The sequence below is a fragment of the Xanthomonas sp. DAR33341 genome (assembly GCF_003992815.1).
GTDB lineage: Bacteria > Pseudomonadota > Gammaproteobacteria > Xanthomonadales > Xanthomonadaceae > Xanthomonas > Xanthomonas cissicola.
In genome coordinates this window covers 35,809-58,755 of the sequence record NZ_QEYV01000026.1, presented here as the reverse complement: position 1 = coordinate 58,755, position 22,947 = coordinate 35,809, and the positions used below count along the sequence as shown (strand labels likewise).

Below are 22,947 nucleotides of genomic sequence, written 5' to 3'. Positions count from 1 at the left end.
CAATCGGTTTATCGAGACGAAAAAGCCCCGCATTGCGGGGCTTTTTGTATGAGGCGACTGTCGCGCAGCCTTTAGTGTCCTCCGTCAGCCGCTCTCAACTTACTTGCAGCGGTGTGACCAGGCGAACACCTTCTCCGCGTGCGGAGAACAATCCACTGGCAGGCAGCGCATCCGGGCCGTCGCTCGTCCTGCCGCTGCCGGTAAATCGCTAGAGCGTGTGATGCACGTTGAGATGAGATGCGTTGGCCGCCAGCTGTGCGGAGCGGGTGCTGCGTGGCGCCGGCTCGGCTGGGCTGGGCTGGGCTGGGCTGGCGCCAAGGTAAGCTGCGCGGCGAGCGCTCCGCAACGCTCTAGGCCAGCCTGCGCGACTCCGCATATGGCGGGGTGTCGGGATAATCGTCGTCGCGAAGCCGGCTCTGCAGGTCGCGCCACCAGCGTGGGTCGAACAGTTCCGGGTGCTGGTGCTTGACCGCTTCCAGTTGCGAGGAGGGCAGGCCCATGAACAAGGCGAAGCGCTCGGGAAAGACGTCGCGCGGGCCGACATGGAACCAGGGTTCTGCGGCCATCTGTTCTTCGTAGGTGGCGGGTGTCGGCCAATCGCGGAAGTTGCATTCGGTGATCAGGCACAGCTCGTCGTAGTCGTAGAACACCGCGCGCTGATGGCGGGTAATGCCGAAATTCTTCAGCAACATGTCGCCGGGAAAGATGTTGTTGCGCGCCATGTCCTTGATGGCTTGGCCGTAGTCCAGCGCTGCGGCATGCGCGGCTTCGGGCAACTGTTCGCGCAGGTACAAATTCAACGGGCGCAACCGGCGCTGCACATAGCACAGTGCGATCAGGACATCGTCGCCGTCTTCGCTCAGGCTCATCGCGCAGCTGGTCTGCAGCTCTTGCAGCAGCGCCGGCGAAAAGCGCGCCTTGGGGAAACGCAGGAAACGATACGGCTGCGCGTCGAGCAGGCGGCCGATGCGGTCGAGCTGGAAGACCAATTCGTACTTACCCTCCACCTGCGCGCGGCTCATGGTTTTGGGATACGCAAAGCGGTCGCGAATGAGTTTGAAGACCAGCGGATAACTAGGCAGCGTAAAGACCACCATGACCATGCCGGGAGTGCCATCGGCGTGCACCAGCTGTTCGGACGGATGCGCTTGAAAATGGCTGAAAAACGTGCGGTAACGCTCGGTCTTGCCCTGCTTGGCGCGGCCCAGCATCGTGTATAGCTCATCGACCGGCTTGTGGGTGAGCAGGCTGCGCAGGAACACCACCGCATCGCCGACAGTGGACAGGTCGGCTTGAAAATAGCTGCGCGAGTTACTGAACAATTGCGCGACATCGCTGCGTCGGGTCAGCACCGCTTCGGCGCGCAGGCCGGCGTCGTCGTTGATCAGCGCGATCACGCATGGCGAAAAGCGATGTTCGCCGAACACGCGTCCGACCAGATACGCACGCCGCTCGCGATAGAACACCGTCTCCAGCAATTCCACGCTGCGCACCGGATGCTCGCCCCAATGCGCCAGGTCGTCTAGCAGACGCACCGCGATGGCAGCCGCGCAGCGGGTGCGGTGCGCATACGGCACGGCGAACGCGTAGTCGCCTAGCACCCGCACCAGCATGTCGGTCAGGCGGCCGGGCGAGACCGCATACGTGTGGCGCGCAACAGGCACGGTGATGGCGTCGGTCGGTTCGATATCCAGGGCGATGAATTCGATGTCCGCATCGACGCCGTGGGTACCGAAGTAGCGCCGGGTCAGGGTGTTGTAGAACGTCTTGTACAACTCCTGGTCGATCAACCCGCTCAGCAACGCAGCGTAACGATCGCGCGCACGCATCCATAGCGCTCGGTCGTGCGCCTGACCCAGCAGTACTGCGCGCAGACGCAACATGCATTCGGCGATGTATTGGTCGTAGAGCGCGATGCGCGCCACTGCGTCTTCGCGCGCGCCGCTCCAGTCGCGTGTTTCGAACCGCTGTTTGGCGCATGCGGTGATTTCGGAAAAGCGCGCGTGATAGTCCTCGAACGCTTCGTACACGGCCTGGGCGATCGCCAGCGCGCGGCGCTCGGATTGTGGTGGCAACGATGGATGGTTCATGGCGACGGTGTCCCGGAGCGCTTGCGGCGACGCGCGGCCAGTGGCGTGGCGGTCGCCTGTTGCGCATGCGCGGCGTGTTCGCGCGCCTGGCCCTGTAGCCAGGTGCGAAACGCGAGAAACCCGCCATGGGTGCTGGAACGCGGCGGATACACCAGGTAATGCGACCAACTGGTCTTGAGCCGTTGCGTGGACAACGCCACCAGCTGGCCGGACGCCAGCAACAGACGCGCGCGCGTCACGCGCCCCAGTGCGACGCCGACGCCATCCAAGGCGGCACGATGGTGTGCCTCCGATTCGTCGAGCACGGCGACATAGCGTCGCGGCACATCGCCGCCGAACGCCGCGAACCAGCGCGACCAGGCGTCATCCGGGTCGCCCAGCAGTGGCCACTGATGCAAGGGTGGCGCCTTCACGCCGCCCATGCGGTCGATCAGGGCCGGGCTAGCCATGGGCACCAGCCATTCGTCGAACAATGGCTCGGCGATGACGCCAGGCCATTGCCCGGCGCCGATACGCATGGCGGCATCCACTTGCTGCTGGCGCTCGAAATCCACCAGCCGCTCGCTCGACAGCAGGTTGATTTCGATGGTGGGATGACTTGCCAGAAATTCGCCCAGGCGCGGCACCAGCCAGGCCGATGCCATCGACGGCGTGAGACTCAGCGTCAGGGTGTCTTCGCGACGCGCACCGAAGGGCTCGAACGCCTCGGCGATGGCGTCCAGATGCGGTGCGATGCGCTCGAGCAGTTGTTGGCCCTGCGGCGTGGCGGTGACGCCGCGCGCATGCCGTTGCAGCAGCGGATATCCCAGCCGTTGTTCGAGCGCGCGCATCTGATGACTAAGTGCGCTGACGGTCAGATGCATCGCACCAGCGGCGCGCGACAGGTTACCCAGGCGTACCGCGCTGACGAAGCCTTGCAATGCGTGAAGCGGCGGACGCGACATGGCCAACCCTTGAATGGAATTCAATACTCACTTGTAAAAGCCTCGCTTTTACGTCCCCTAGCCTGCGCCTACTGTGGATTCCACTCAAGTGGAGGTGAGTCATGCGCATCTTTAGCGAACTGTTGTTTCAGCACGGCCACATTGCCGATGTGGCGCTGGCCCAGCGCCTGGCGGAACCGGACACGGCAGTGGAGGCGATGCAACGGCACACCGCAAGGGAATCGCTTGGATCTCCCGTGCGGCCACAGCCAAACGTGCAGACGATGACCGATCCGCCTTCGCAAACCCGGCGCGAGCGACGCATGGCGCGGCTCAGCCAACGCCTGCTGCGTGGCGTGACGGCATTGTCGCCGTTTCGCTGAAACGACAAGGCCCGTCTCTTCCGAGACGGGCCTTGCAGACGACATGCGGAGACAGCAGGCGGCGCGGCGACTCAGGCCTTGAGCGTGGCCAGGATGTCGTTGAAGGTCTTGCTGGGGCGCATCGCCTCGCTGACCTTGGCCAAGTCGGGATGGTAGTAACCGCCAATCTCCACCGGCTTGCCCTGCGCGCCGTTGAGCTCGGCCATGATCGTGGCTTCGTTCCCGGTCAGGGCCTTGGCCAGCGGCGCGAACTTGGCCTGCAAAGCCATGTCTTCGGTCTGCGCAGCCAGGGCCTGTGCCCAGTACATCGCCAGATAGAAGTGGCTGCCGCGGTTGTCGAGCTCGCCGACCTTGCGCGCGGGCGACTTGTTGTTGTCCAGGAACTGACCGTTGGCGACATCCAGCGCCTTGGCCAGCACGGTGGCCGATGGGTTGTCGTAACGGTTGCCCAGGTGCTCGAGCGACGCGGCCAGGGCCAGGAATTCCCCCAGCGAATCCCAGCGCAGGCAGTTCTCTTCGACGAACTGCTGCACATGTTTGGGCGCCGAACCACCGGCACCGGTTTCGAACAGGCCGCCGCCGGCCATCAGCGGCACGATGGACAGCATCTTGGCACTGGTACCGAGCTCCATGATCGGGAACAGGTCGGTGAGGTAGTCGCGCAGCACGTTGCCGGTGACCGAGATGGTGTCCTGACCCTTGCGGATGCGCTCCAGCGAGAAGGTCGTCGCTTCCACTGGCGGCAGGATGCGGATATCCAGGCCGTTGGTGTCGTGATCCTTCAGATACTGCTCGACCTTGGCGATCACCTGCGCATCGTGCGCGCGCGCCTTGTCCAGCCAGAACACCGCAGGCGTCTCGCTCAGACGTGCGCGCTCCACGGCAAGCTTCACCCAATCCTGGATCGGCGCGTCCTTGACCTGGCACATGCGCCACAGATCGCCGGCTTCCACTGCGTGCTCGAACACCGTCTTGCCGTTGCCATCGGTGACCTTGACGGTGCCGGCGCCGGACATCTGGAAGGTCTTGTCGTGCGAGCCATATTCTTCGGCCTTCTGCGCCATCAGCCCCACGTTGGGCACCGAGCCCATCGTGGACGGATCGAACGCACCATGCGCCTTGCAGTCGTCGATTACCGCCTGATACACGTCCGCGTAGCAACGATCCGGAATCACCGCCTTGGTGTCCTGCAACTTGCCTTGCGCGTTCCACATCTGGCCGGAGTCGCGAATCATCGCCGGCATGGAAGCATCGACGATCACGTCGCTGGGCACATGCAGGTTGGTGATGCCCTTGTCCGAATTGACCATCGCCAGGCCCGGACGCTGCGCGTATTCGGCCTGGATATCGGCAGTGATCTGTACCTGCTGCTCTTCCGGCAACGTGCCGATGCGTGCGTACAGATCGCCGATGCCGTTGTTGGGATCGAAGCCGACCGACTTGAGCGCATCGGCATGCTTGCTCAGCGTGTCCTTGTAGAACTCGCCGACCACCACGCCGAACAGCACCGGGTCGGAGACCTTCATCATGGTGGCTTTCAGATGCACCGAGAACAGCACGTCGCGGGCCTTGGCATCGGCGATCTGCGCGTCGATGAAGCTGGCCAGAGCGCGCTTGCTCAACACCGCAGCGTCGACGATTTCGCCGGCTTTGACCGCGACCTTGTCTTTCAGCACGGTGCTGCTGCCATCGGCACCGACGAATTCGATCTTCAACGTGCCGGCGTCGGCGATGGTGGCGGACTGCTCGCTACCGAAGAAATCGCCGGACTCCATGTGCGACACGTGCGACTTGGAATCGCTGCTCCACTTGCCCATGCGGTGCGGGTGCTTGCGTGCGTAATTCTTCACCGACAGCGGTGCACGACGATCGGAATTGCCCTCGCGCAGCACCGGATTCACCGCGCTGCCCTTGACCCTGTCGTAGCGCGCCTTGATGTCTTTTTCCGCAGCATCCTTGGGCTCGTCCGGATACGCCGGCAACGCGTAGCCCTGGCCTTGCAGCTCCTTGATCGCGGCCTTGAGCTGCGGCACCGAGGCGCTGATGTTGGGCAGCTTGATGATGTTGGCTTCCGGCGTGGTGGCCAGCTCGCCCAGTTCGGCCAGGTCGTCGGCGATCTTCTGCGTGTCGCTCAAATGCTCGGGAAACAGCGCAAGAATGCGCCCGGCCAGCGAGATATCGCGCGTTTCGACCACGATGCCGGCGGTATCGGTGTAGGCATCGATGATCGGTAGCAGCGACTGCGTGGCCAGGTAGGGTGCTTCGTCGGTGAGCGTGTACAGGATCTTCGGTGTCTTCGACATGAGGTGCGATGGCTCTTGTGGTCGGGAGGAGCGCCGGCATTCACGGACGATGGCAGTGGTGCGCGCGACGGGGGTCGTTGATGCACACCGGTTAGCCAGGGTTGGATGCGGCGATGGATCAGCACGGCATTGTCGCGTCTGAGCCGCGCCCGGGTAAAGCGACCACAGGCGGATGCTACGTCCCGTCACCAGGGCAATCGACATGGATGCAGCTGAAACAAATGCGATGCAACAAAAAGGCGCGACTTGATCGGTCGCGCCCTGTTTGCGTGGCTCAGTGAAATGTCGAGCCATCGGTCGACGGGATCGGTGGCGACGCGCAGCCGATGCTGTACACCGCCAATGTCGCCCAACCTTACTTGACGGTGATGGTCTGCGGATTGCCTGCAGGCTTGCCGTCCACCATGACCTGCGCGGTGTAGGTGCCGGCCGGCCAGCCATCGGGCTTGCTGAAGCTCAGGTTGGTGGTTTCGGCACCGGTGGTGTTCAACGTCGCGTTCTGTTCGCCAGCCACCTGACCATCCTGGTAGGTCAGCTTTGCCGATACGGCCACGTTGCTCGCGCTGCCGTCCGTCTTGACCGAGACGATGATGGTGTCTTTGCTGCCGACACTGGTCGCCGGGGTCACCGTCTTGTCGGCTGCGGCCTGGGTGCCGACGGCCACGCTGGACACCGTCACTGCGCTACCGGTCGCAGCACCGCCATCGGTGCTGGCCGCACCGGTTGCGCTGCCCTGGGCTGCCTGATCGCTCGCCGGCGGGGTGGCGGCCGGGCCGGGCATCGCTTCGGTCGCGGCACCGGAAGTGGGGTCTTTGGAAACGCTGTCGTCGTCGGCCTTCTTGCTGCAGCCAGACACGGCGAGAACGCCCGCCAACGCCAGGGCCAAGCTGCTCGAAACAGAGGTAGTACGCATAAATCGATTCTCCGGTAGCCAGAACGCCTGCAGTGGCAGTGTTCGAGTTGGTTTCTGGGTTTGTTGAATGACGTTGCCGCCAGCGACTGGAAGCCGACCCGCCGTTACGACTTTGCGGGCAAGCGCAGCACCTGCCCGGGAAAGATCTTGTCCGGGTCCTGCAGCGTTTCGCGGTTGGCTTCGAAAATACGTGGCCACAGATTGCCGTCGCCTAGATGGCGCTTGGCAATACTGGAGAGGCTGTCGCCGGCCTGGACGGTCACCGATTCTTCAACGAGCTGTGCGGTGCTTTGTACACTGGTGCGCACGTTGGAAAAATCGGGCGCAGGCGTCACCTCGGCGGTGCTATCGACCGATGAGGTGACGTTGGAGAAATCTGCCTTCTTGTCGACACTCATTGCTGCAATCCCTGTGCATCGCGGTGTCAGCAGGGTGCGCGGGGCGCTGTTAAGCATGGATCGCGCCGCCGTGAAGCCCGCGCGATCCCGCATGAGCGCGATCTACTGACGCAGGTCGCGGAAAATCGACAGCGGCGTCGGGACACTGGCCGAGCTGCGCAGCGGATTGATGTCCAGGCCGCCACGACGTGTGTAGCGCGCTTCCACCACCAGCCACTGCGGCGCGCACTGCGTCAGCACGTCGTTGAAGATGCGCTCGACGCATTGCTCATGAAACTCGGCGTGGTCGCGGAAACTCACCAGATAACGCAGCAATCCCTCGCGATCGATCGGTGCGCCGCGGTAACGCAAGGTGACACTGGCCCAATCCGGCTGGCCAGTCACCGGGCAATTGGATTTGAGCAAGGCCGAGGTCAGCACTTCTTCCACCACTGGCTGCGCATGCGCGCAGAGATAGGCCGCGTTCGGCGGGCCGTAATCGTCGATGCTGAGATCCAGTGCATCAATGGATTCGCCCTCGCCCACCGCATCGATCGGCGGCAGGCCGAACTCCACCGCCACATCGGCACCGGCGCGCGTGGACAGGTCGGTCGCAATGCGCGTGCGCACCGCTTCGGCGCTGTTGAAGCGGGTGGCGTTGAGCGAGTTGAGATACAGCTTGAGCGACTTGGATTCGATCAACGAGGGCGAATCGCAGGGCACGTGCAAGGTGGCGGTGGCTACGCAGGGCTTGCCCTGTGCATCGAGCCAGCTGAGTTCGTAGGCGTGCCAGCGATCGCGGCCGATAAACGGCAGGTCACCAGTCAGCCCGATGGCCTGGCGCCCGGCCGCACGCGGAATCGGAAACAGCAACGACGGGTCGTAGCCGCTCGGATAGGCGACCTCACGACCGAGGGTGGAATCTTCTGGGGTATTCATGTCGCCATTTTAGGCCGCACGGGCTGGCCGTGAGATGTATGGCAACGCGTGACAGAGAGCGAATGGAAAACCCGAAGATCGCCGCTCCAGAATCGAGCCACCGGCCCAACCAGCGAAAGCGGGAATCGCCCAGCCCACGGACGATTCCCCATTCCCCATCACCCCTGCTGCAGATAATCCAGCGACACCTGCAACAGCGCGCGCAAGCCCACATCCAGCGACGACTCGTCCAGCAGGAACTGCGGCGAATGGTTGCTGGGTGCGGTGGCCGGGTCGATACCCTTGGCGGTGGAGCCGACGAAGAAGAACATCGACGGAACCTGCTGGGCGTAGAACGAGAAATCTTCAGCGCCCATCTGCAACGGCGGTTCGTACACATTGTCGGCACCCACCACGGCCTGCAGGCTTGGCAGCATCCTGGCCGTCAGTGCGGGGTCGTTGACGGTGGCCGGATTGCCCGGCTGATCCGGCACCTGCGCCTGGACCTTGGCCCCATGCGCGGCGGCGGTGTGTTCGGCCACGTTCTTGAGATCGGCAAAGATCTGCTGGCGCATGCCCTCGTCGAAGGTGCGGATGGTGCCGACCATTTCCACATCGTCGGGGATGATGTTGTAGCGGATGCCGCCCTTGATCGCGCCGAAGCTGAGCACCGCCGGCTGCTTGGACAGATTGGCGCGGCGGCTGATCACCGTTTGCGCGGCGCCGATCATGTCGGCGCTGGCCACGATCGGGTCGATGCCGTTCCACGGCGCCGAGCCATGGGTCTGGCGGCCGATCATCTTGATCGCGAAGCGGTCCGAGGCCGCCATCAGCGGGCCGCTGCGCACCGCGATCTTGCCGGCCTGCACGCTGGAGAACACATGCAGGCCGAACACCGCCTGCGGCTTGAAGTCGGCAAACAGACCTTCCTTGAGCATCAGCGAGGCGCCGCCCTCTTCGTTGCCTGGGGCGCCTTCTTCGGAGGGCTGGAAGATCAGCATCACTTCGCCGGGCAACTGCTCGCGCATGCCCACCAGCGCTTCGGCCACGCCGAGCAGGATGGCGGTGTGCGCATCGTGGCCGCAGGCATGCATCACCCCGACCTGCTCGCCGCGGTATTCGGCAGTGGCCTTGGAAGCGAACGGCAGCCCGGTCTGCTCTGTCACCGGCAGCGCGTCCATGTCCGCACGCAGCGCGATCTTCGGCCCCGGCTTGGCGCCCTTGATGATGGCCACCACGCCGTGATGGGCGATGCCGGTGCGCGGCTTGAGGCCCAGCTTGCGCAGCTGCGCGGCCACGGTGGCGGCCGTGCGCTCCTCGCGGTTGGACAACTCCGGGTGCTGGTGGAAGTCGCGGCGCCACTGCACCACCTTGGCCTGCAGCGGGGCGGCAGCGGCCTGAACGTCGGGCCGCTGCGCAGTCTGCGCGGTGGCGAGCATGGGCAGGGCGAGCAGCAGCGCGCTGGTCAGCAAGCGGGAGGGGCGCATCGGCAATCCTCAAAAGATGGTTGCCTAATGTAGTGCAGGCGCGTGCCGGATGGGCTGTAGTGGGGCCCGATTCAGCCCGGCGGTCAACCGCGGTCGCCGTGGCGCGTTGCCGCTGCAGTGCAAGTGTGACCGTTGCGGTCGTTTCGCCAGCCGAGCCGTTACTTCAGTAACGCTCAATTGGGAGAGCGCAACGATATGCTTTGCACAGCCGCCCCCACGGTCGCATCCACGCGCCCGGCCCGCCCTCAGGAGTTGTCGCATGTCGCGTTTTTGGAAGGTCACACTGCTGGTTGTCGCGGTGCTCGTCGTGGTGTTCGTCGCAGTGCGGATGATGGGTGCGGGCAATCACGGCAAGCGCGCGAGCGCGCCGGACGGCAATGACCCGGACAACAGCGGCCCGGTACCGGTAACGGTGGTGGCGGCCACCACGCAGGACGTTCCGGTCTATGCCAGCGCGCTAGGCACGGTCACCGCGCTCAATACGGTCACGGTCAGCCCGCAGGTGGGCGGCCAGCTGATGAGCCTGAATTTCAAGGAAGGCCAGGAAGTGAAGAAGGGCGATCTGCTGGCGCAGATCGATCCGCGCACGCTGCAGGCCAGCTACGACCAGGCACTGGCGGCCAAACGCCAGAACCAGGCGCTGTTGGCGACCTCGCGGGTGAATTACCAGCGTTCCAACGACCCGGCCTACAAGCAGTATGTCTCGCGCACGGATCTGGATACCCAACGCAACCAGGTGGCCCAGTACGAGGCCGCGGTTGCGGCCAACGATGCGCAGATGCGCTCGGCGCAGGTGCAATTGCAGTTCACCCGCGTCACTGCGCCGATCGACGGCATCGCCGGCATCCGTGGCGTGGACGTGGGCAACATCGTCACCAGCAGCTCCACGATCGTCACCCTGACCCAGATCCGCCCGATCTACGTGTCTTTCAACCTGCCCGAGCGTGAGTTGCAGGCAGTGCGTACCGGTCAGACGGCGGCGCCACTGGCCGTGGCGGCACTGGATCGCGGCGATGCGCATGTGATCAGCAGCGACGGCAAGCTGGATGTGATCGACAACCGCATCTCCGCCGACAGCGGCACCTTCGGCGCACGCGCGATCTTCAACAACACCGACAACGCGCTATGGCCGGGCCAGTTCGTCAATGTGCGCCTGCAGCTGCGCACCATCGCCGGCGGTACCGTGGTGCCGTCCCAGTCGGTGCAGCGCGGCCCTGACGGCGATTACGTGTACGTGGTGGGCAGCGACAACACCGCACAGATGCGCACCGTGATGCAGGGCGTGGAAGTGGACGACAGCCATGTGCAGATCACCAAGGGCCTCAAGCCCGGCGAGCGGGTGGTGACCGAAGGCCAGTTCCGCCTGAAACCGGGCAGCAAGGTCAGCGCGCTCAAGCCGGGCGAGACGCCGCCGGAACCGACCGAGGCCGAACTTAAGGCCGCGAAGGACAAACAGAGCCGTGGTGGTGGCCCCGGCGGCCGTCGTGGCGGCGGTCCGCGCTAATTCTCGACCATCGGCGACGGAACCTCCGTCGCCGATGTGCGCCGGCGCTGCATGCGCCGGCTTCGACTGACGTCTTCAGCAAGGACACCCCCCGTGGGCTTTTCGACCATCTTCATCCGCCGCCCGATCGCCACCTCGTTGTTGATGGCCGGCGTCCTGCTGCTGGGCATCCTGGGCTACCGTCAATTGCCGGTCTCGGCATTGCCGGAAATCGACGCGCCCAGCCTGGTCGTCACCACCCAGTACCCCGGCGCCAATGCGACCACCATGGCCTCGCTGGTGACCACGCCGCTGGAGCGCCAGTTCGGGCAGATTTCCGGCCTGCAGATGATGACCTCCGATTCGTCGGCGGGCCTGTCCACGATCATTCTGCAGTTCTCGATGGAGCGCGATATCGATATCGCCTCGCAGGACGTGCAGGCGGCGATCCGCCAGGCCACCCTGCCCTCTTCGCTGCCGTACCAACCGGTCTATAACCGGGTCAATCCGGCCGATGCGGCGATTCTCACGCTCAAGCTCACCTCCGATTCGCTGCCGCTGCGCGAGGTCAACCGCTATGCGGATGCGATCCTGGCCCAGCGCCTGTCGCAGGTGCCGGGTGTGGGCCTGGTGTCGATCGCCGGCAACGTGCGCCCTGCGGTGCGCATCCAGGTCAACCCGGCGCAGCTGTCGAACATGGGCCTGACCATGGAGTCGCTGCGCAGCGCGCTGACCCAGACCAACGTCAGTGCGCCCAAGGGCTCGCTCAACGGCAAGACCCAGTCCTACAGTATCGGCACCAACGACCAGCTCACCGACGCGGCGCAGTACCGCGAGACCATCATCAGCTACAAGGACGGCCGCCCGGTGCGGCTTGCCGACGTGGCCAACGTGGTCGATGGGGTGGAGAACGATCAGCTTGCCGCCTGGGCCGACGGCAAACAGGCGGTGCTGCTGGAGATCCGCCGCCAGCCCGGCGCCAACATCGTGCAGACGGTGGAGCAGATCCGCAACATCCTGCCGCAGCTGCGATCGGTGTTGCCGGCCGATGTGCATCTGGAGGTGTTCTCCGACCGCACCGAAACCATCCGCGCCTCGGTACATGAGGTGAAGTTCACCCTGGTGCTGACCATCGCGCTGGTGGTGGCGGTGATCTTCGTGTTCCTGCGCCGGCTGTGGGCCACCATCATTCCCTCGGTGGCGGTGCCGTTGTCGCTGGCCGGCACCTTCGGGGTGATGGCCTTCGCCGGCATGTCGCTGGACAACCTCTCCTTGATGGCGCTGGTGGTGGCGACCGGGTTCGTGGTCGACGATGCGATCGTGATGATCGAGAACATCGTGCGCTACATCGAACAGGGCAAGAGCGGGCCGGAAGCGGCTGAAATCGGCGCCAAGCAGATCGGCTTCACCGTGTTGTCGCTGACCGTGTCGCTGGTGGCGGTGTTCCTGCCGCTGCTGTTGATGCCGGGCGTCACCGGTCGGTTATTCCACGAGTTTGCGTGGGTGCTGTCGATTGCGGTGGTCATCTCGATGCTGGTGTCGCTGACGTTGACGCCGATGATGTGCGCCTACCTGCTCAAGCCCGATGCCTTGCCCGAAGGCGAAGACGCGCACGAGCGCGCGAGCGCGGCCGGCAAGACCAACCTGTGGACGCGCACCGTGGGCGCCTATGAGCGCAGCCTGGACTGGGTGCTTGCCCACCAACCGCTGACCCTGGCCGTGGCGATCGGTGCGGTGGCGTTGACGGTGGTGCTGTATGTGGCCATTCCCAAGGGCTTGCTGCCCGAGCAGGACACCGGCCTGATCACCGGTGTGGTGCAGGCCGACCAGAACGTGGCGTTCCCGCAGATGGAGCAACGCACCCAGGCGGTGGCCGCCGCGTTGCGCAAGGACCCGGCGGTGACCGGCGTGGCAGCCTTCATCGGCGCCGGCACCATGAACCCCACGCTCAACCAGGGCCAGCTGTCGATCGTGCTGAAGACGCGCGGCGACCGCGAGGGCCTGGACGAGGTGCTGCCGCGCCTGCAGAACGCAGTGGCCGGCATTCCGGGCGTGGCCTTGTTCCTCAAGCCGGTACAGGACGTCACCCTGGACACGCGGGTGGCCGCGACCGAATACCAGTATTCGATCTCGGACGTGGACAGCAGCGAGCTGGCCACCTGGGCCGGGCGCATGACCGAGGCAATGCGCAAGTTGCCCGAGCTGGCGGACGTGGACAACAACCTGGCCAACCAGGGGCGTGCGCTGGAACTGAGCATCGACCGCGACAAGGCCAGCATGCTCGGCGTGCCGATGCAGACCATCGACGACACGCTGTACGACTCCTTCGGCCAGCGCCAGATCTCCACCATCTTCACCGAGCTCAATCAGTACCGCGTCGTGCTGGAAGTTGCGCCGGAATTCCGCACCAGCACCGCCTTGATGAACCAGCTGGCGGTGGCCAGCAACGGCAGCGGCGCGCTCACCGGCACCAACGCCACCAGCTTCGGCCAGGTCACCTCGTCCAACTCGTCCACTGCCACCGGCGTAGGCGCGCAGAACACCGGCATCGTGGTCGGTGCCGGCAGCATCATTCCGCTGGCCGCGCTGGCCGAGGCCAAGGTCACCAACACACCGTTGGTGGTGAGCCACCAGCAGCAGCTGCCGGCCGTCACCATCTCGTTCAACCTGGCGCCGGGGCATTCGTTGTCGCAGGCGGTGGCGGCGATCGAGAAGGCGCGCGAAGAACTCAAGATTCCGACCCAGGTGCATGCGCAGTTCGTCGGCAAGGCCGCCGAATTCACCGGCAGCCAGACCGACATCGTGTGGCTGCTGCTGGCCTCGATCGTGGTGATCTACATCGTGCTGGGCGTGTTGTACGAAAGCTACATCCACCCGTTGACCATCATCTCCACGTTGCCGCCGGCCGGTGTCGGTGCGTTGCTGGCGCTGATGATGTGCGGGCTGAGCCTGTCGGTGGACGGCATCGTCGGCATCGTGCTGCTGATCGGCATCGTCAAGAAGAACGCCATCATGATGATCGACTTCGCCATCGACGCACGCCGCGAGGGGGCGACTGCGCACGATGCGATCCGGCGCGCCTGCCTGCTGCGCTTCCGCCCGATCATGATGACCACCGCTGCCGCCATGCTGGGCGCGTTGCCGCTGGCGCTGGGCACCGGCATCGGCTCGGAACTGCGCCGCCCGCTGGGCATTGCGATCGTCGGCGGCCTGCTGCTGTCGCAGCTGGTCACGCTGTACACCACCCCGGTGATTTATCTGTACATGGAACGCGCCGGCGAGCGCCTGCGCGCATGGCGGGCGCGGCGGGCGGCACGCCGTGACGGCATCAACCCGGCGCCGACCTCGGAGCGCCCGGCATGAGGACCGGTAGCGGCATCGCTGATCGGTCTACTGGCCCGCGGCATCGCCCGCTCGCGCACACGCGGGGTAGCCGCCTTGGCTTCGGCTTTGGTTCTGGCCCTTACCGATTCCCGATTCCCGAATCCCAGTTCCCGAATCCCGATTCCCGATTCCCGGCAGTCACCCCATGAACATCTCCGCGCCCTTCATCAAGCGCCCCATCGGCACCTCGCTGCTGGCGATCGGTTTGTTCGTGATCGGATTGATGTGCTACCTGCGGCTGGGCGTGGCGGCGCTGCCGAACATCCAGATTCCGATCATCTTCGTGCACGCCACCCAATCCGGTGCCGACGCCAGCACCATGGCCTCCACCGTCACCGCGCCGCTGGAACGTCACCTGGGCCAGTTGCCCGGGATCGACCGCATGCGCTCGTCCAGCTCGGAGAGCAGCAGCCTGGTCGTACTGGTGTTCCAGAGCAGCCGCAACATCGATTCGGCCGCGCAGGACATCCAGACCGCGATCAACGCATCGCAATCGGACCTGCCCTCCGGGCTAGGAACGCCGATGTACTCCAAGGCCAACCCGAACGACGACCCGGTGATCGCCATCGCGTTGACCTCGGAGACGCAATCGGCCGATGAGCTCTACAACGTGGCCGATTCGCTGCTGGCGCAGCGGCTGCGCCAGATCACCGGCATCAGCTCGGTGGACATCGCCGGTGCGTCCACCCCGGCAGTACGCGTGGACGTGGACCTGCGCGCACTCAACGCGCTGGGCCTGACACCGGACGATCTGCGCAATGCGGTGCGCGCGGCCAATGTGACCTCGCCGACCGGATTCCTGTCCGACGGCAACACCACCATGGCCATCATCTCCAACGATTCGGTGTCCAAGGCCGCCGATTTTGCGCAGCTGGCGATCTCCACCCAGTCCAACGGGCGCATCGTGCGCCTGGGCGATGTGGCCACCGTTTACGACGGCCAGCAGGATGCCTATCAAGCCGCCTGGTTCGACGGCAAACCGGCGGTGGTGATGTACGCCTTCACCCGCGCCGGCGCCAACATCGTCGAGACCGTCGACCAGGTGAAGGCGCAGATTCCCGAACTGCGTAGCTATCTGCAGCCCGGCACCACGCTCACGCCCTACTTCGACCGCACGCCCACCATTCGCGCCTCGCTGCACGAGGTGCAGGCCACGCTGATGATCAGCCTGGCGATGGTGATCCTGACCATGGCGCTGTTCCTGCGCCGGCTCGCGCCCACCCTGATCGCCGCTGTCACCGTGCCGCTGTCGCTGGCCGGCTCGGCGCTGGTGATGTACGTGCTCGGCTTCACCTTGAACAACCTCAGCCTGCTGGCGTTGGTCATTGCGATTGGCTTCGTGGTCGACGATGCGATCGTGGTGATCGAAAACGTCATGCGCCATCTGGACGAAGGCATGTCGCGCCTGGACGCGGCGTTGGCCGGTGCGCGCGAGATCGGGTTCACCATCGTGTCGATCACCGCGTCGCTGGTGGCGGTGTTCATCCCGATGCTGTTCGCCAGCGGCATGATCGGTGCGTTCTTCCGCGAGTTCACCGTGACGTTGGTGGCGGCGATCGTGGTGTCGATGCTGGTCTCGCTGACCTTGACGCCGGCGCTGTGCAGTCGTTTCCTGTCGCCGCACGCCGAGCCTGAAACACCCGGCCGTTTCGGCGCCTGGCTGGACCGCATGCACGAACGCATGCTGCGCGCGTACACGGTGGCGCTGGATTTCTCGCTGCGCCACGCACTCCTGCTGTCGTTGACGCCGTTGTTGCTGATCGCCGCCACCATCTTTCTGGGCAGTGCGGTCAAGAAGGGCTCGTTCCCCGCGCAGGACACCGGCCTGATCTGGGGCCGCGCCAATTCCAGCGCCACGGTGTCGTTTGCCGACATGGTCAGCCGCCAGCGCCGCATCACCGACATGCTGATGGCCGACCCGGCGGTGAAAACCGTCGGCGCACGCCTGGGCTCCGGCCGTCAGGGCTCCAGCGCATCGTTCAATATCGAGCTCAAAAAGCGCGATGAGGGCCGTCGCGACACCACCGCCGAAGTGGTCGCGCGCCTGAGCGCCAAGGCCGACCGTTACCCGGACCTGGACTTGCGCCTGCGGGCGATCCAGGACCTGCCCAGCGACGGCGGCGGCGGCACCAGCCAGGGCGCGCAATACCGCGTGTCGCTGCAGGGCAACGACCTGGCGCAGCTGCAGGAATGGCTTCCCAAACTGCAGGCTGCGCTGAAAAAGAACCCGCACCTGCGCGATGTCGGTACCGACGTGGATACCGCCGGCCTGCGCCAGAACATCGTGATCGACCGCGCCAAGGCGGCGCGCCTGGGCATCTCGGTGGGCGCCATCGATGGTGCGCTGTATGGCGCGTTCGGCCAGCGCTCGATTTCCACCATCTATTCCGATCTCAATCAGTACAGCGTGGTGGTCAATGCACTGCCCTCGCAGACAGCCACCCCCAAGGCGCTGGATCAGATCTTCGTGCCCAACCGTGCCGGGCAGATGGTGCCGATCACCGCGGTCGCCACCCAGGCACCGGGCCTGGCGCCGCCGCAGATCATCCACGAAAACCAGTACACCACGATGGAGCTGAGCTACAACCTGGCACCGGGCGTCAGCACGGGCGAGGCGGACTTGATCATCAAATCCACCGTGGAGGGCCTGCGCATGCCCGACGGCATCCGCCTCAGTGGCGACGACAGCTTCAACGTGCAGCTCAGTCCCAATTCGATGGGCATCCTGCTGCTGGCCGCGGTGCTCACCGTCTACATCGTGCTGGGCATGCTCTACGAGAGCCTGATCCATCCGGTGACCATCCTGTCCACCTTGCCGGCCGCCGGCGTGGGCGCGCTGCTGGCGTTGTTCATCACCAACACCGAACTGTCGGTGATCTCGATGATCGCGCTGGTGCTGCTGATCGGCATCGTCAAGAAAAACGCCATCATGATGATCGACTTCGCGTTGGTGGCGCAGCGCGTGCATGGCATGGATGCGCGCGCAGCCGCACGCGAGGCCTCGATCGTGCGCTTCCGCCCGATCATGATGACCACGATGGTGGCGATCCTGGCCGCCGTGCCGCTGGCGGTGGGCCTGGGCGAGGGCTCGGAGCTGCGTCGCCCTCTAGGTATCGCGATGATCGGCGGGCTGGTGTTCTCGCAGAGCCTGACCCTGCTCAGCACGCCGGCGCTATACGTGATCTTCTCGTGCCTGAGCGAGCGCTGGAAGGCGCGTCGCGCCCGCGCGCGGGCACGCCGGGCAGAACGCGCAGCGGCGCGTCGCCCGGCCGCCCAAGCGCACTGAGGTTTGCGTCGACTGACCGCCCAGCCCGGCAGCGCAGCCTCGGTGCGAAGCAACCGGAACCACGCAGGCGCTCGTCTGCGTGTCGACCCATGCCGTGGTGCGACGACACCTGCGTAAAGCAAGCACATGCGCACGCGCTGAGCCCACTTGATACCGCCGACGCCGCCGCATGCGGCGCGTGCTACGCCAGCAACCCCTGCAGGGACTCCCGCTCCAACTGCGCATACAGCGCGAATTCGTCGTGCACCTGCGCACCGAGCGCCTGCTCGAAACTGCGCCTGCTCGAATGGGCGGCATAGGCGCGTTGCTCGGCACCACCGAGGTTGGACTGGAAGATGCCGGCCGCGCTGACCGGCAAAAAATCTTCGTAGATGATCGGGTCGGCACTGACCAAGCCGAGCGCGATCGCGGTTTCTGCCGGCATGGCGGCCACCTGCGCGGGATCGGCGCGGCCGGCGTCGGTGAGCGCATAGCGGAAATAGCCCAGCCCTTCCTGCCGGAGCAACGCCTCGTCGTCGGGGAAGGCCACGAAGGCAGTCTGCAGCCGGGTGGCGTAATCGGTGCCGGTGCTGCCGGCGCCATCGGCATCGCGCGCCTGCGCCAGCAGCGCGTCGTACAACGCGCGGCCCTTTGGCGTGAGGGCAAGGCCGCGCTGCTCGATCTCGCCAAAGCGTGCGGTATGCGTGCCGTGTTCCGGTTGCCCGTCATCGCCGACAAAACGCACCGGCTCTTCCAGCGCCTTGAAGCTGGTCTGCCGCAACAGGATCGGCACGCGCCGACGCGGCGGCCCCTCGATCACCGCCTTGGCATCGATGCCGGCGCGCTGCATCTGTTCCTGCGCCGCATCGATGTCCAACGTGCGTGGCGTGAGGTGATTGATGTGCGGGCCGTGGAAGCTCACCACATCGGCAATCAACTTATGCGCCTGGCTCAGCGCGCGATAGGTCGGCAACGACACCGTGGCATCGCCATGCCAGCGGAAGGTTTCCAGCGCTTCGGCCACGAACTGCCGTGCCTGGTCGGCATCCAGCCCGCCCTGCTGTTCGTAGCGCTCGATCAACTGCAAGGCGCCGACGGTAAAGATCTGTCGCTGCTGCAGGATCTGCTGTGCCTGTTCGCGCAGGGCGGCGTCTTCGATCAGTTCCAGCCGCAGCAGCGAGGTGAACACGCGAAACGGATTTGCCGACAGCGCCGCCTCATCGATCGGGCGGAACGCGGTGGAATGCACCGGCACGCCGGCCACCGACAGGTCGTAATAGCCCACCGGCTGCATGCCCATCACTGCGAACAACCGGCGCAAGGTGGCCAGTTCGGCCGCCGTGCCGACGCGGATGGCGCCGTGCCGTTCCAGATCCAGCCGCGCGCGCTCGTCGTTGCGCTGCAGCCGCTGCGCCAGCGCCGGATTGGCTTGCAGCGTCTGTGCGTTGACCTGCGCCACCAGCGACATCAGATCGCCATACAACGGCACCTCGGTGCGATACATGTCCGACATCGCCTGGGCGAACCAGCTGCGGATCTGATCGGGAGAGATAAAGGCGGTATCGCGCATGGGCTGGTCTTGGGCAGGTGCCGGCCGAACGCCAGCGGTACCGCATTCTCGCCGACCGCGCCCTGCGTCGACCAGCGGCACGGCAGCATCGCAGGCGGCGCGTAGTACGCAGACGGCCGCGCCATGCCGGGAAATGCATAGCGCGACGCCACAGCGACCGCGTCAGAGCCCGGCCTGCGCCGCCGCTTCGGCCGCTTCGCTCGCCTGGCGCGCCGCTTCCAGGCGCTGCGCATGATCGCCGAGCTGACGCCGCAGCAATGCGTCCAGGGTGATCGGACGTTCCCAGCGGTCGTAGCTGGCGACGATGGCATGCCGCAGTGCGCGCATGTGCAGGTTGTCCGGTGCCACCGACAGCCGCGTGACCACACCCTCCCAGCCATCGCGATGGTCGCGGCTGTAGGCGCGTACCGTGTCGCGGCACGACAGCTGCACGGTCTGCGCCCAGAAGCACGCGAAATAGATATCCCCGGCATGCCAGCCGTGCACTTGCAGCAGCGCCTGCACGTATGCGCGCGGCGTGCCGGTATAGCGTGCCACCTCGTCGATGAAGCTGGCCGGATAGCGCTGCGCATAACTGCCCATATCGGCCAGGTGCTGATCCACCCAGGCGTCGCCGGTGCCTGGCGTCACCGCAGGCGCCGCCTCTTCCGTTGCAGCTGCGGTCGCCGATGCCGGCGGCGCCTGCGCGGCGCCCAGCGCCGGCCACAGCGATGCCACCAGCAATGACACGGAGCGCAACACGGATGAGCGGGATACGGGCATGCAGCGATGATGCCGCATGCGTGCGGTGCTGTCAGGCGGACGCCGGATCAAGCGCCGCTGCCGGGCGCCAGGCACCACGCTTTTCAACGACCCACGCCTGGCGAGGAAGCGCACCGGAGCCCCAGGTGCGCTATCGGCATAGATGAGCGCGTAGGCCGCAGCGGCCCAGTACGCTCTGATTCCGACCAGCCCTTGCGGTGCTGATCGGCAACGGCGCGCAGTCGAAGGTTAGGGGAAAGATCGGACACTGCGAGCTGCACGGCGATGCCGCACGATACGTCCGGTGGATGGCGCGGGCCATCCCCTGACTCCTAACGCAGGTCGTAAAACCCGAACTGGTGGACCTCGCGGCAACCGCTCAGATCGCAGGAGCCGATGTAGCCAGGACCGATGTCACGCTGGCGCGCGTCGCGGTTGTGCGGACTGCTGTACGGATCCGGACCATAGAGACCATTTCCATAGTAAATCTGGCCGTAGGGGCGATTGCGCGAAGCGCCAAGGCGAAGTGGGCCACCAATAGCCCGATATCCGCCATCGCCCACATACCGCTCGTCGTACCCGGCGCCGACAAACCCGGCGCCGCGATCGCGATCGCTCGGTCGAGCCTGCAACCTGGCGACGCTCTCGCCCTGCGCATCCACGTAGCCCTGCTCGCGATCGAAGCGCACGGTGCGAAAATACACCGGCTCGCCATCCACCTGACGGGTCTGCAGGCGGATGTAGTCGCCACCGTCGTCGTAGTAAGGCTGCCCGTTGCGAAAGATGACTTCGCTCGGATGGATGATTTCTTCTTCCAGCTCGGCGGCGGCCAGTGGCACGGCACCGATCAGCAGCAAGAGCAACAAGGCCAGGCTGGCGCGCTGGGTCATGGACAACATGGTCATCGGCACTCGCTCCAAGCTCGGCCATGCACACATGCACGGCCGTAAACATCCTGTCGTTGGGCGCCATGCAGCGCCCGCATGTGACGCATCGAGCCAGATCCGTGTCGCCAGCCCGCGGCGCCCCGGCACAGCTTAGAGCGTGTTATGCACGTTGAGATGAAATGCGTTGGCCGCCAGCGGTGCGGAGCGGGTGCTGCGCGGCGCCCGCTCCGTGCCGCTGGCCGCCAACCCTCCGGGAAGCGCGCTGTGGCGCGCCGAGACCGCGTTGCGCGCCTTGCCCAGGCCGCCAGCCTGGGCCGCAGCGCACGCCTTGTCTCGACGCGCCACAGGACGCTTCGCACTCACCTCAACGTACATGACACGCTCTAGCCCTGCCGCCGCGCCAACGCTTCCAGCGCCTGCACCGCTGCCGGCCAGCCGGCGGCGTCGGGCACTTCGCGCATGCGCGGTTCGTCGGCAGCGACACCGTGCTCCTGTTCGTGCGCCCAGGTCACCGCGTACGGGGTGTAAATGCCCCAACCCCCGATGGCCAGCACCGGTTCCACATCCGAACGCAGCGAATTGCCGATCATTGCAAACTGCTGCGCCGGCAAACCGAATTCGCCGAGCACGCGCGCATAGGTCCGGGGATCCTTTTCGGACACCACTTCCACGCGCGGGAACAGATCGGCCAGGCCAGATTGCTCGATCTTCTGCTCCTGGTGAAACAGGTCGCCCTTGGTGATCAGCACCACCTGATAATCGGCGGCAATCGCACCGACTGCCTCGCGTACGCCGGCAATCACTTCCACCGGATGCTGCAGCGTGGCACGGCCGATCTCGACGATGCGCTGGATATCGTGCGCGGCAATGCGCGCCTGGGTCAGTTCGATCGCAGTTTCGATCATCGACAGCGTCATGCCCTTGGCGCCATACCCGAAGACCTTGAGGTTGCGCCGCTCCACCGCCAGCAGATGCTGCTGCATGCGGCTGTCGCCCAGATCCAGGTACCCGGCCAGGATCGCTTCGAAATCCGCTTCGGCAGTGCGGTAATAGTCCTCGCTTTTCCAGAGGGTATCGTCGCCATCGAAGCCGACCAGTTGGATCGCCTGGCCGTCGCGCTGTGCAAGTGAGCTCATGGGGCAAGTTTAGCAGCGCACCGGTATGGCGCCGTGCTCAATCGCCTGCGGCATCGCCCGGGCCAGGCTGATAGCTGGCGAATTCCTCGCGCGACAGGCGCCCGTCGCCGTTGCTGTCGAAGCTGGAGAAGTTTTCGCGCAACACCGGGTCGGCGCTTGCTTCGGCCAGCGTCAGCGATCCGTCGGCGTCTGTATCCAGGCTACGGAAACTGCGCGGTGCCAGGCTGCCGACGACGGCAGCGGACGCCTCGGCACCGCTCGTGGACCTGGCGGGCCCGGGTGCCGTCGGCAGCAAGGGCGTGGTGGCCGGAGCCGGCGGATCGATCGGCAACGGCGACATCGCCGGTGTGGTGTTGCCAGCGCTCGCCGGCACCGACGCCGTCGGGGTGGCGCGTGGCAGCTCCGGCGGCGCGGCGAGCGCAGACACGGGGTTCGCCAACCCGAGCAGAAGTGCAAGACGTAAGTGCAACATGATGGATGAGCGCCCGACGTGGAACGGCTCACCCTAACGCGGCAGACGTCAACAAAACGGGAGCGACCCTGGCAGATCGCTCCCGCGTGTCCATCCTGTTGCTAATGCTGGTTAGTGCTTGTCGCAGAGCGCTGACGGGGCTGTATGCCAGCGCTCTGCATGCGTCACTCTCAAAACCTCAAAGGTGCCTGAGCCTTGCTTAGTTGCCCTGCGAACCGGTGGCACCGCCACCCTGCTGCTTGGCGACGAACGCCTTGTACTCATCCGGGGTCAGCTTGCCATCGGTGTTGCCGTCGGCCTGATCGAAGATCTGCGCAAGGCCGGCGTTGACCTGCGCTTCCTGCTTGCTGATGGCGCCATCGCTATCGGTATCCACGCTGGCCCAGGTCTGGCCGCCACCGGAGCTTGCACCGCTCGACTGTGCCGCGGTGGCCGAACTGCCCGACTGCGCCGCGGCGTCCTGAGAGGTGCTTTGCGCCATCGCCGGCAGCGCCAAGGCGGCAGCAAGAGCGGCGGTAGCGGCGAGCAGCGAGGTGCGGTTGCGATTCTTCATTAGGGTGGTCTCCTTATGCTTGGGAATGCGCGGTGTCGCCGCACATGGCACCACCCTACCCA

The 22,947-nt window shown here is 65.5% G+C and carries 17 protein-coding genes; 4 read left to right on the top strand and 13 right to left on the bottom strand.

Annotated elements, in window-relative coordinates; translation table 11 throughout:
- Positions 1-350: 350 nt before the first annotated feature.
- Positions 351-2,090: a bifunctional isocitrate dehydrogenase kinase/phosphatase gene (gene aceK / locus EO156_RS11500; RefSeq protein WP_003484508.1), complete on the bottom strand. Its 1,740-nt coding sequence runs from the start codon at positions 2,088-2,090 to the stop codon at positions 351-353.
- Positions 2,087-3,034 carry a LysR substrate-binding domain-containing protein gene (locus EO156_RS11495; protein ID WP_016849346.1) on the bottom strand — a complete coding sequence of 316 codons (948 nt, stop codon included), beginning with the start codon at positions 3,032-3,034 and terminating at the stop codon, positions 2,087-2,089. The genes aceK and EO156_RS11495 overlap by 4 nt, the downstream gene beginning before the upstream one ends.
- Positions 3,035-3,135: 101 nt before the next feature.
- On the opposite strand from EO156_RS11495, the gene EO156_RS11490 reads away from it, so the two are divergent.
- Positions 3,136-3,396, top strand: a complete 261-nt coding sequence (locus EO156_RS11490; protein WP_003484542.1) for a hypothetical protein — start codon at positions 3,136-3,138, stop codon at positions 3,394-3,396.
- Between the two features lie 71 nt (positions 3,397-3,467).
- On the opposite strand, the gene EO156_RS11485 is transcribed toward EO156_RS11490, so the two are convergent.
- From EO156_RS11485 to EO156_RS11465, 5 genes are all read right to left on the bottom strand, one after another.
- On the bottom strand, positions 3,468-5,699 hold the full coding sequence (locus EO156_RS11485) for an NADP-dependent isocitrate dehydrogenase (RefSeq protein ID WP_016849345.1): 2,232 nt from the start codon (positions 5,697-5,699) through the stop codon (positions 3,468-3,470).
- A 355-nt stretch (positions 5,700-6,054) separates the two neighbouring features.
- Positions 6,055-6,612: a hypothetical protein gene (locus EO156_RS11480; RefSeq protein WP_005923041.1), complete on the bottom strand. Its 558-nt coding sequence runs from the start codon at positions 6,610-6,612 to the stop codon at positions 6,055-6,057.
- A 104-nt stretch (positions 6,613-6,716) separates the two neighbouring features.
- A complete protein-coding gene (locus tag EO156_RS11475) occupies positions 6,717-7,010 on the bottom strand; it encodes a LysM peptidoglycan-binding domain-containing protein (protein ID WP_003484545.1) in 294 nt (97 codons plus the stop codon).
- Positions 7,011-7,112: 102 nt separating this feature from the next.
- Positions 7,113-7,928 carry an NADPH-dependent 7-cyano-7-deazaguanine reductase QueF gene (gene queF, locus EO156_RS11470; protein WP_003484546.1) on the bottom strand — a complete coding sequence of 272 codons (816 nt, stop codon included), beginning with the start codon at positions 7,926-7,928 and terminating at the stop codon, positions 7,113-7,115.
- A gap of 158 nt (positions 7,929-8,086) precedes the next feature.
- On the bottom strand, positions 8,087-9,394 hold the full coding sequence (locus tag EO156_RS11465; protein WP_003484547.1) for a M20 family metallopeptidase: 1,308 nt from the start codon (positions 9,392-9,394) through the stop codon (positions 8,087-8,089).
- A 259-nt stretch (positions 9,395-9,653) separates the two neighbouring features.
- Here EO156_RS11465 and EO156_RS11460 point away from each other — a divergent pair, with 259 nt between their 5' ends.
- From EO156_RS11460 to EO156_RS11450, 3 genes are all read left to right on the top strand, one after another.
- Positions 9,654-10,898 (top strand): efflux RND transporter periplasmic adaptor subunit, encoded by a 1,245-nt coding sequence (locus EO156_RS11460; protein ID WP_016849343.1) that lies wholly within the window; start codon positions 9,654-9,656, stop codon positions 10,896-10,898.
- Positions 10,899-10,991: 93 nt separating this feature from the next.
- Positions 10,992-14,240: an efflux RND transporter permease subunit gene (locus EO156_RS11455; RefSeq protein ID WP_029829550.1), complete on the top strand. Its 3,249-nt coding sequence runs from the start codon at positions 10,992-10,994 to the stop codon at positions 14,238-14,240.
- 166 nt (positions 14,241-14,406) lie between these two features.
- Positions 14,407-17,547 carry an efflux RND transporter permease subunit gene (locus tag EO156_RS11450; protein ID WP_005923030.1) on the top strand — a complete coding sequence of 1,047 codons (3,141 nt, stop codon included), beginning with the start codon at positions 14,407-14,409 and terminating at the stop codon, positions 17,545-17,547.
- A 181-nt stretch (positions 17,548-17,728) separates the two neighbouring features.
- Here EO156_RS11450 and EO156_RS11445 read toward each other — a convergent pair whose 3' ends face one another.
- The 6 genes from EO156_RS11445 to EO156_RS11415 form a co-directional block, all read right to left on the bottom strand.
- Positions 17,729-19,096 carry a VOC family protein gene (locus tag EO156_RS11445; protein WP_016850645.1) on the bottom strand — a complete coding sequence of 456 codons (1,368 nt, stop codon included), beginning with the start codon at positions 19,094-19,096 and terminating at the stop codon, positions 17,729-17,731.
- Positions 19,097-19,258: 162 nt separating this feature from the next.
- Positions 19,259-19,876: a hypothetical protein gene (locus tag EO156_RS11440; RefSeq protein WP_046830697.1), complete on the bottom strand. Its 618-nt coding sequence runs from the start codon at positions 19,874-19,876 to the stop codon at positions 19,259-19,261.
- Positions 19,877-20,169: 293 nt separating this feature from the next.
- Positions 20,170-20,742 (bottom strand): hypothetical protein, encoded by a 573-nt coding sequence (locus tag EO156_RS11435; RefSeq protein WP_016851590.1) that lies wholly within the window; start codon positions 20,740-20,742, stop codon positions 20,170-20,172.
- A 365-nt stretch (positions 20,743-21,107) separates the two neighbouring features.
- Complete coding sequence (locus tag EO156_RS11430) at positions 21,108-21,860, bottom strand: HAD family hydrolase (RefSeq protein WP_003484555.1); 753 nt, start codon at positions 21,858-21,860, stop codon at positions 21,108-21,110.
- Positions 21,861-21,897: 37 nt separating this feature from the next.
- Positions 21,898-22,299 carry an EF-hand domain-containing protein gene (locus EO156_RS11425; protein WP_029829553.1) on the bottom strand — a complete coding sequence of 134 codons (402 nt, stop codon included), beginning with the start codon at positions 22,297-22,299 and terminating at the stop codon, positions 21,898-21,900.
- 232 nt (positions 22,300-22,531) lie between these two features.
- Entirely contained in the window at positions 22,532-22,885 is a 354-nt protein-coding gene (locus EO156_RS11415) for a hypothetical protein (protein ID WP_005923024.1), read from the bottom strand.
- Positions 22,886-22,947 lie beyond the last annotated feature (62 nt).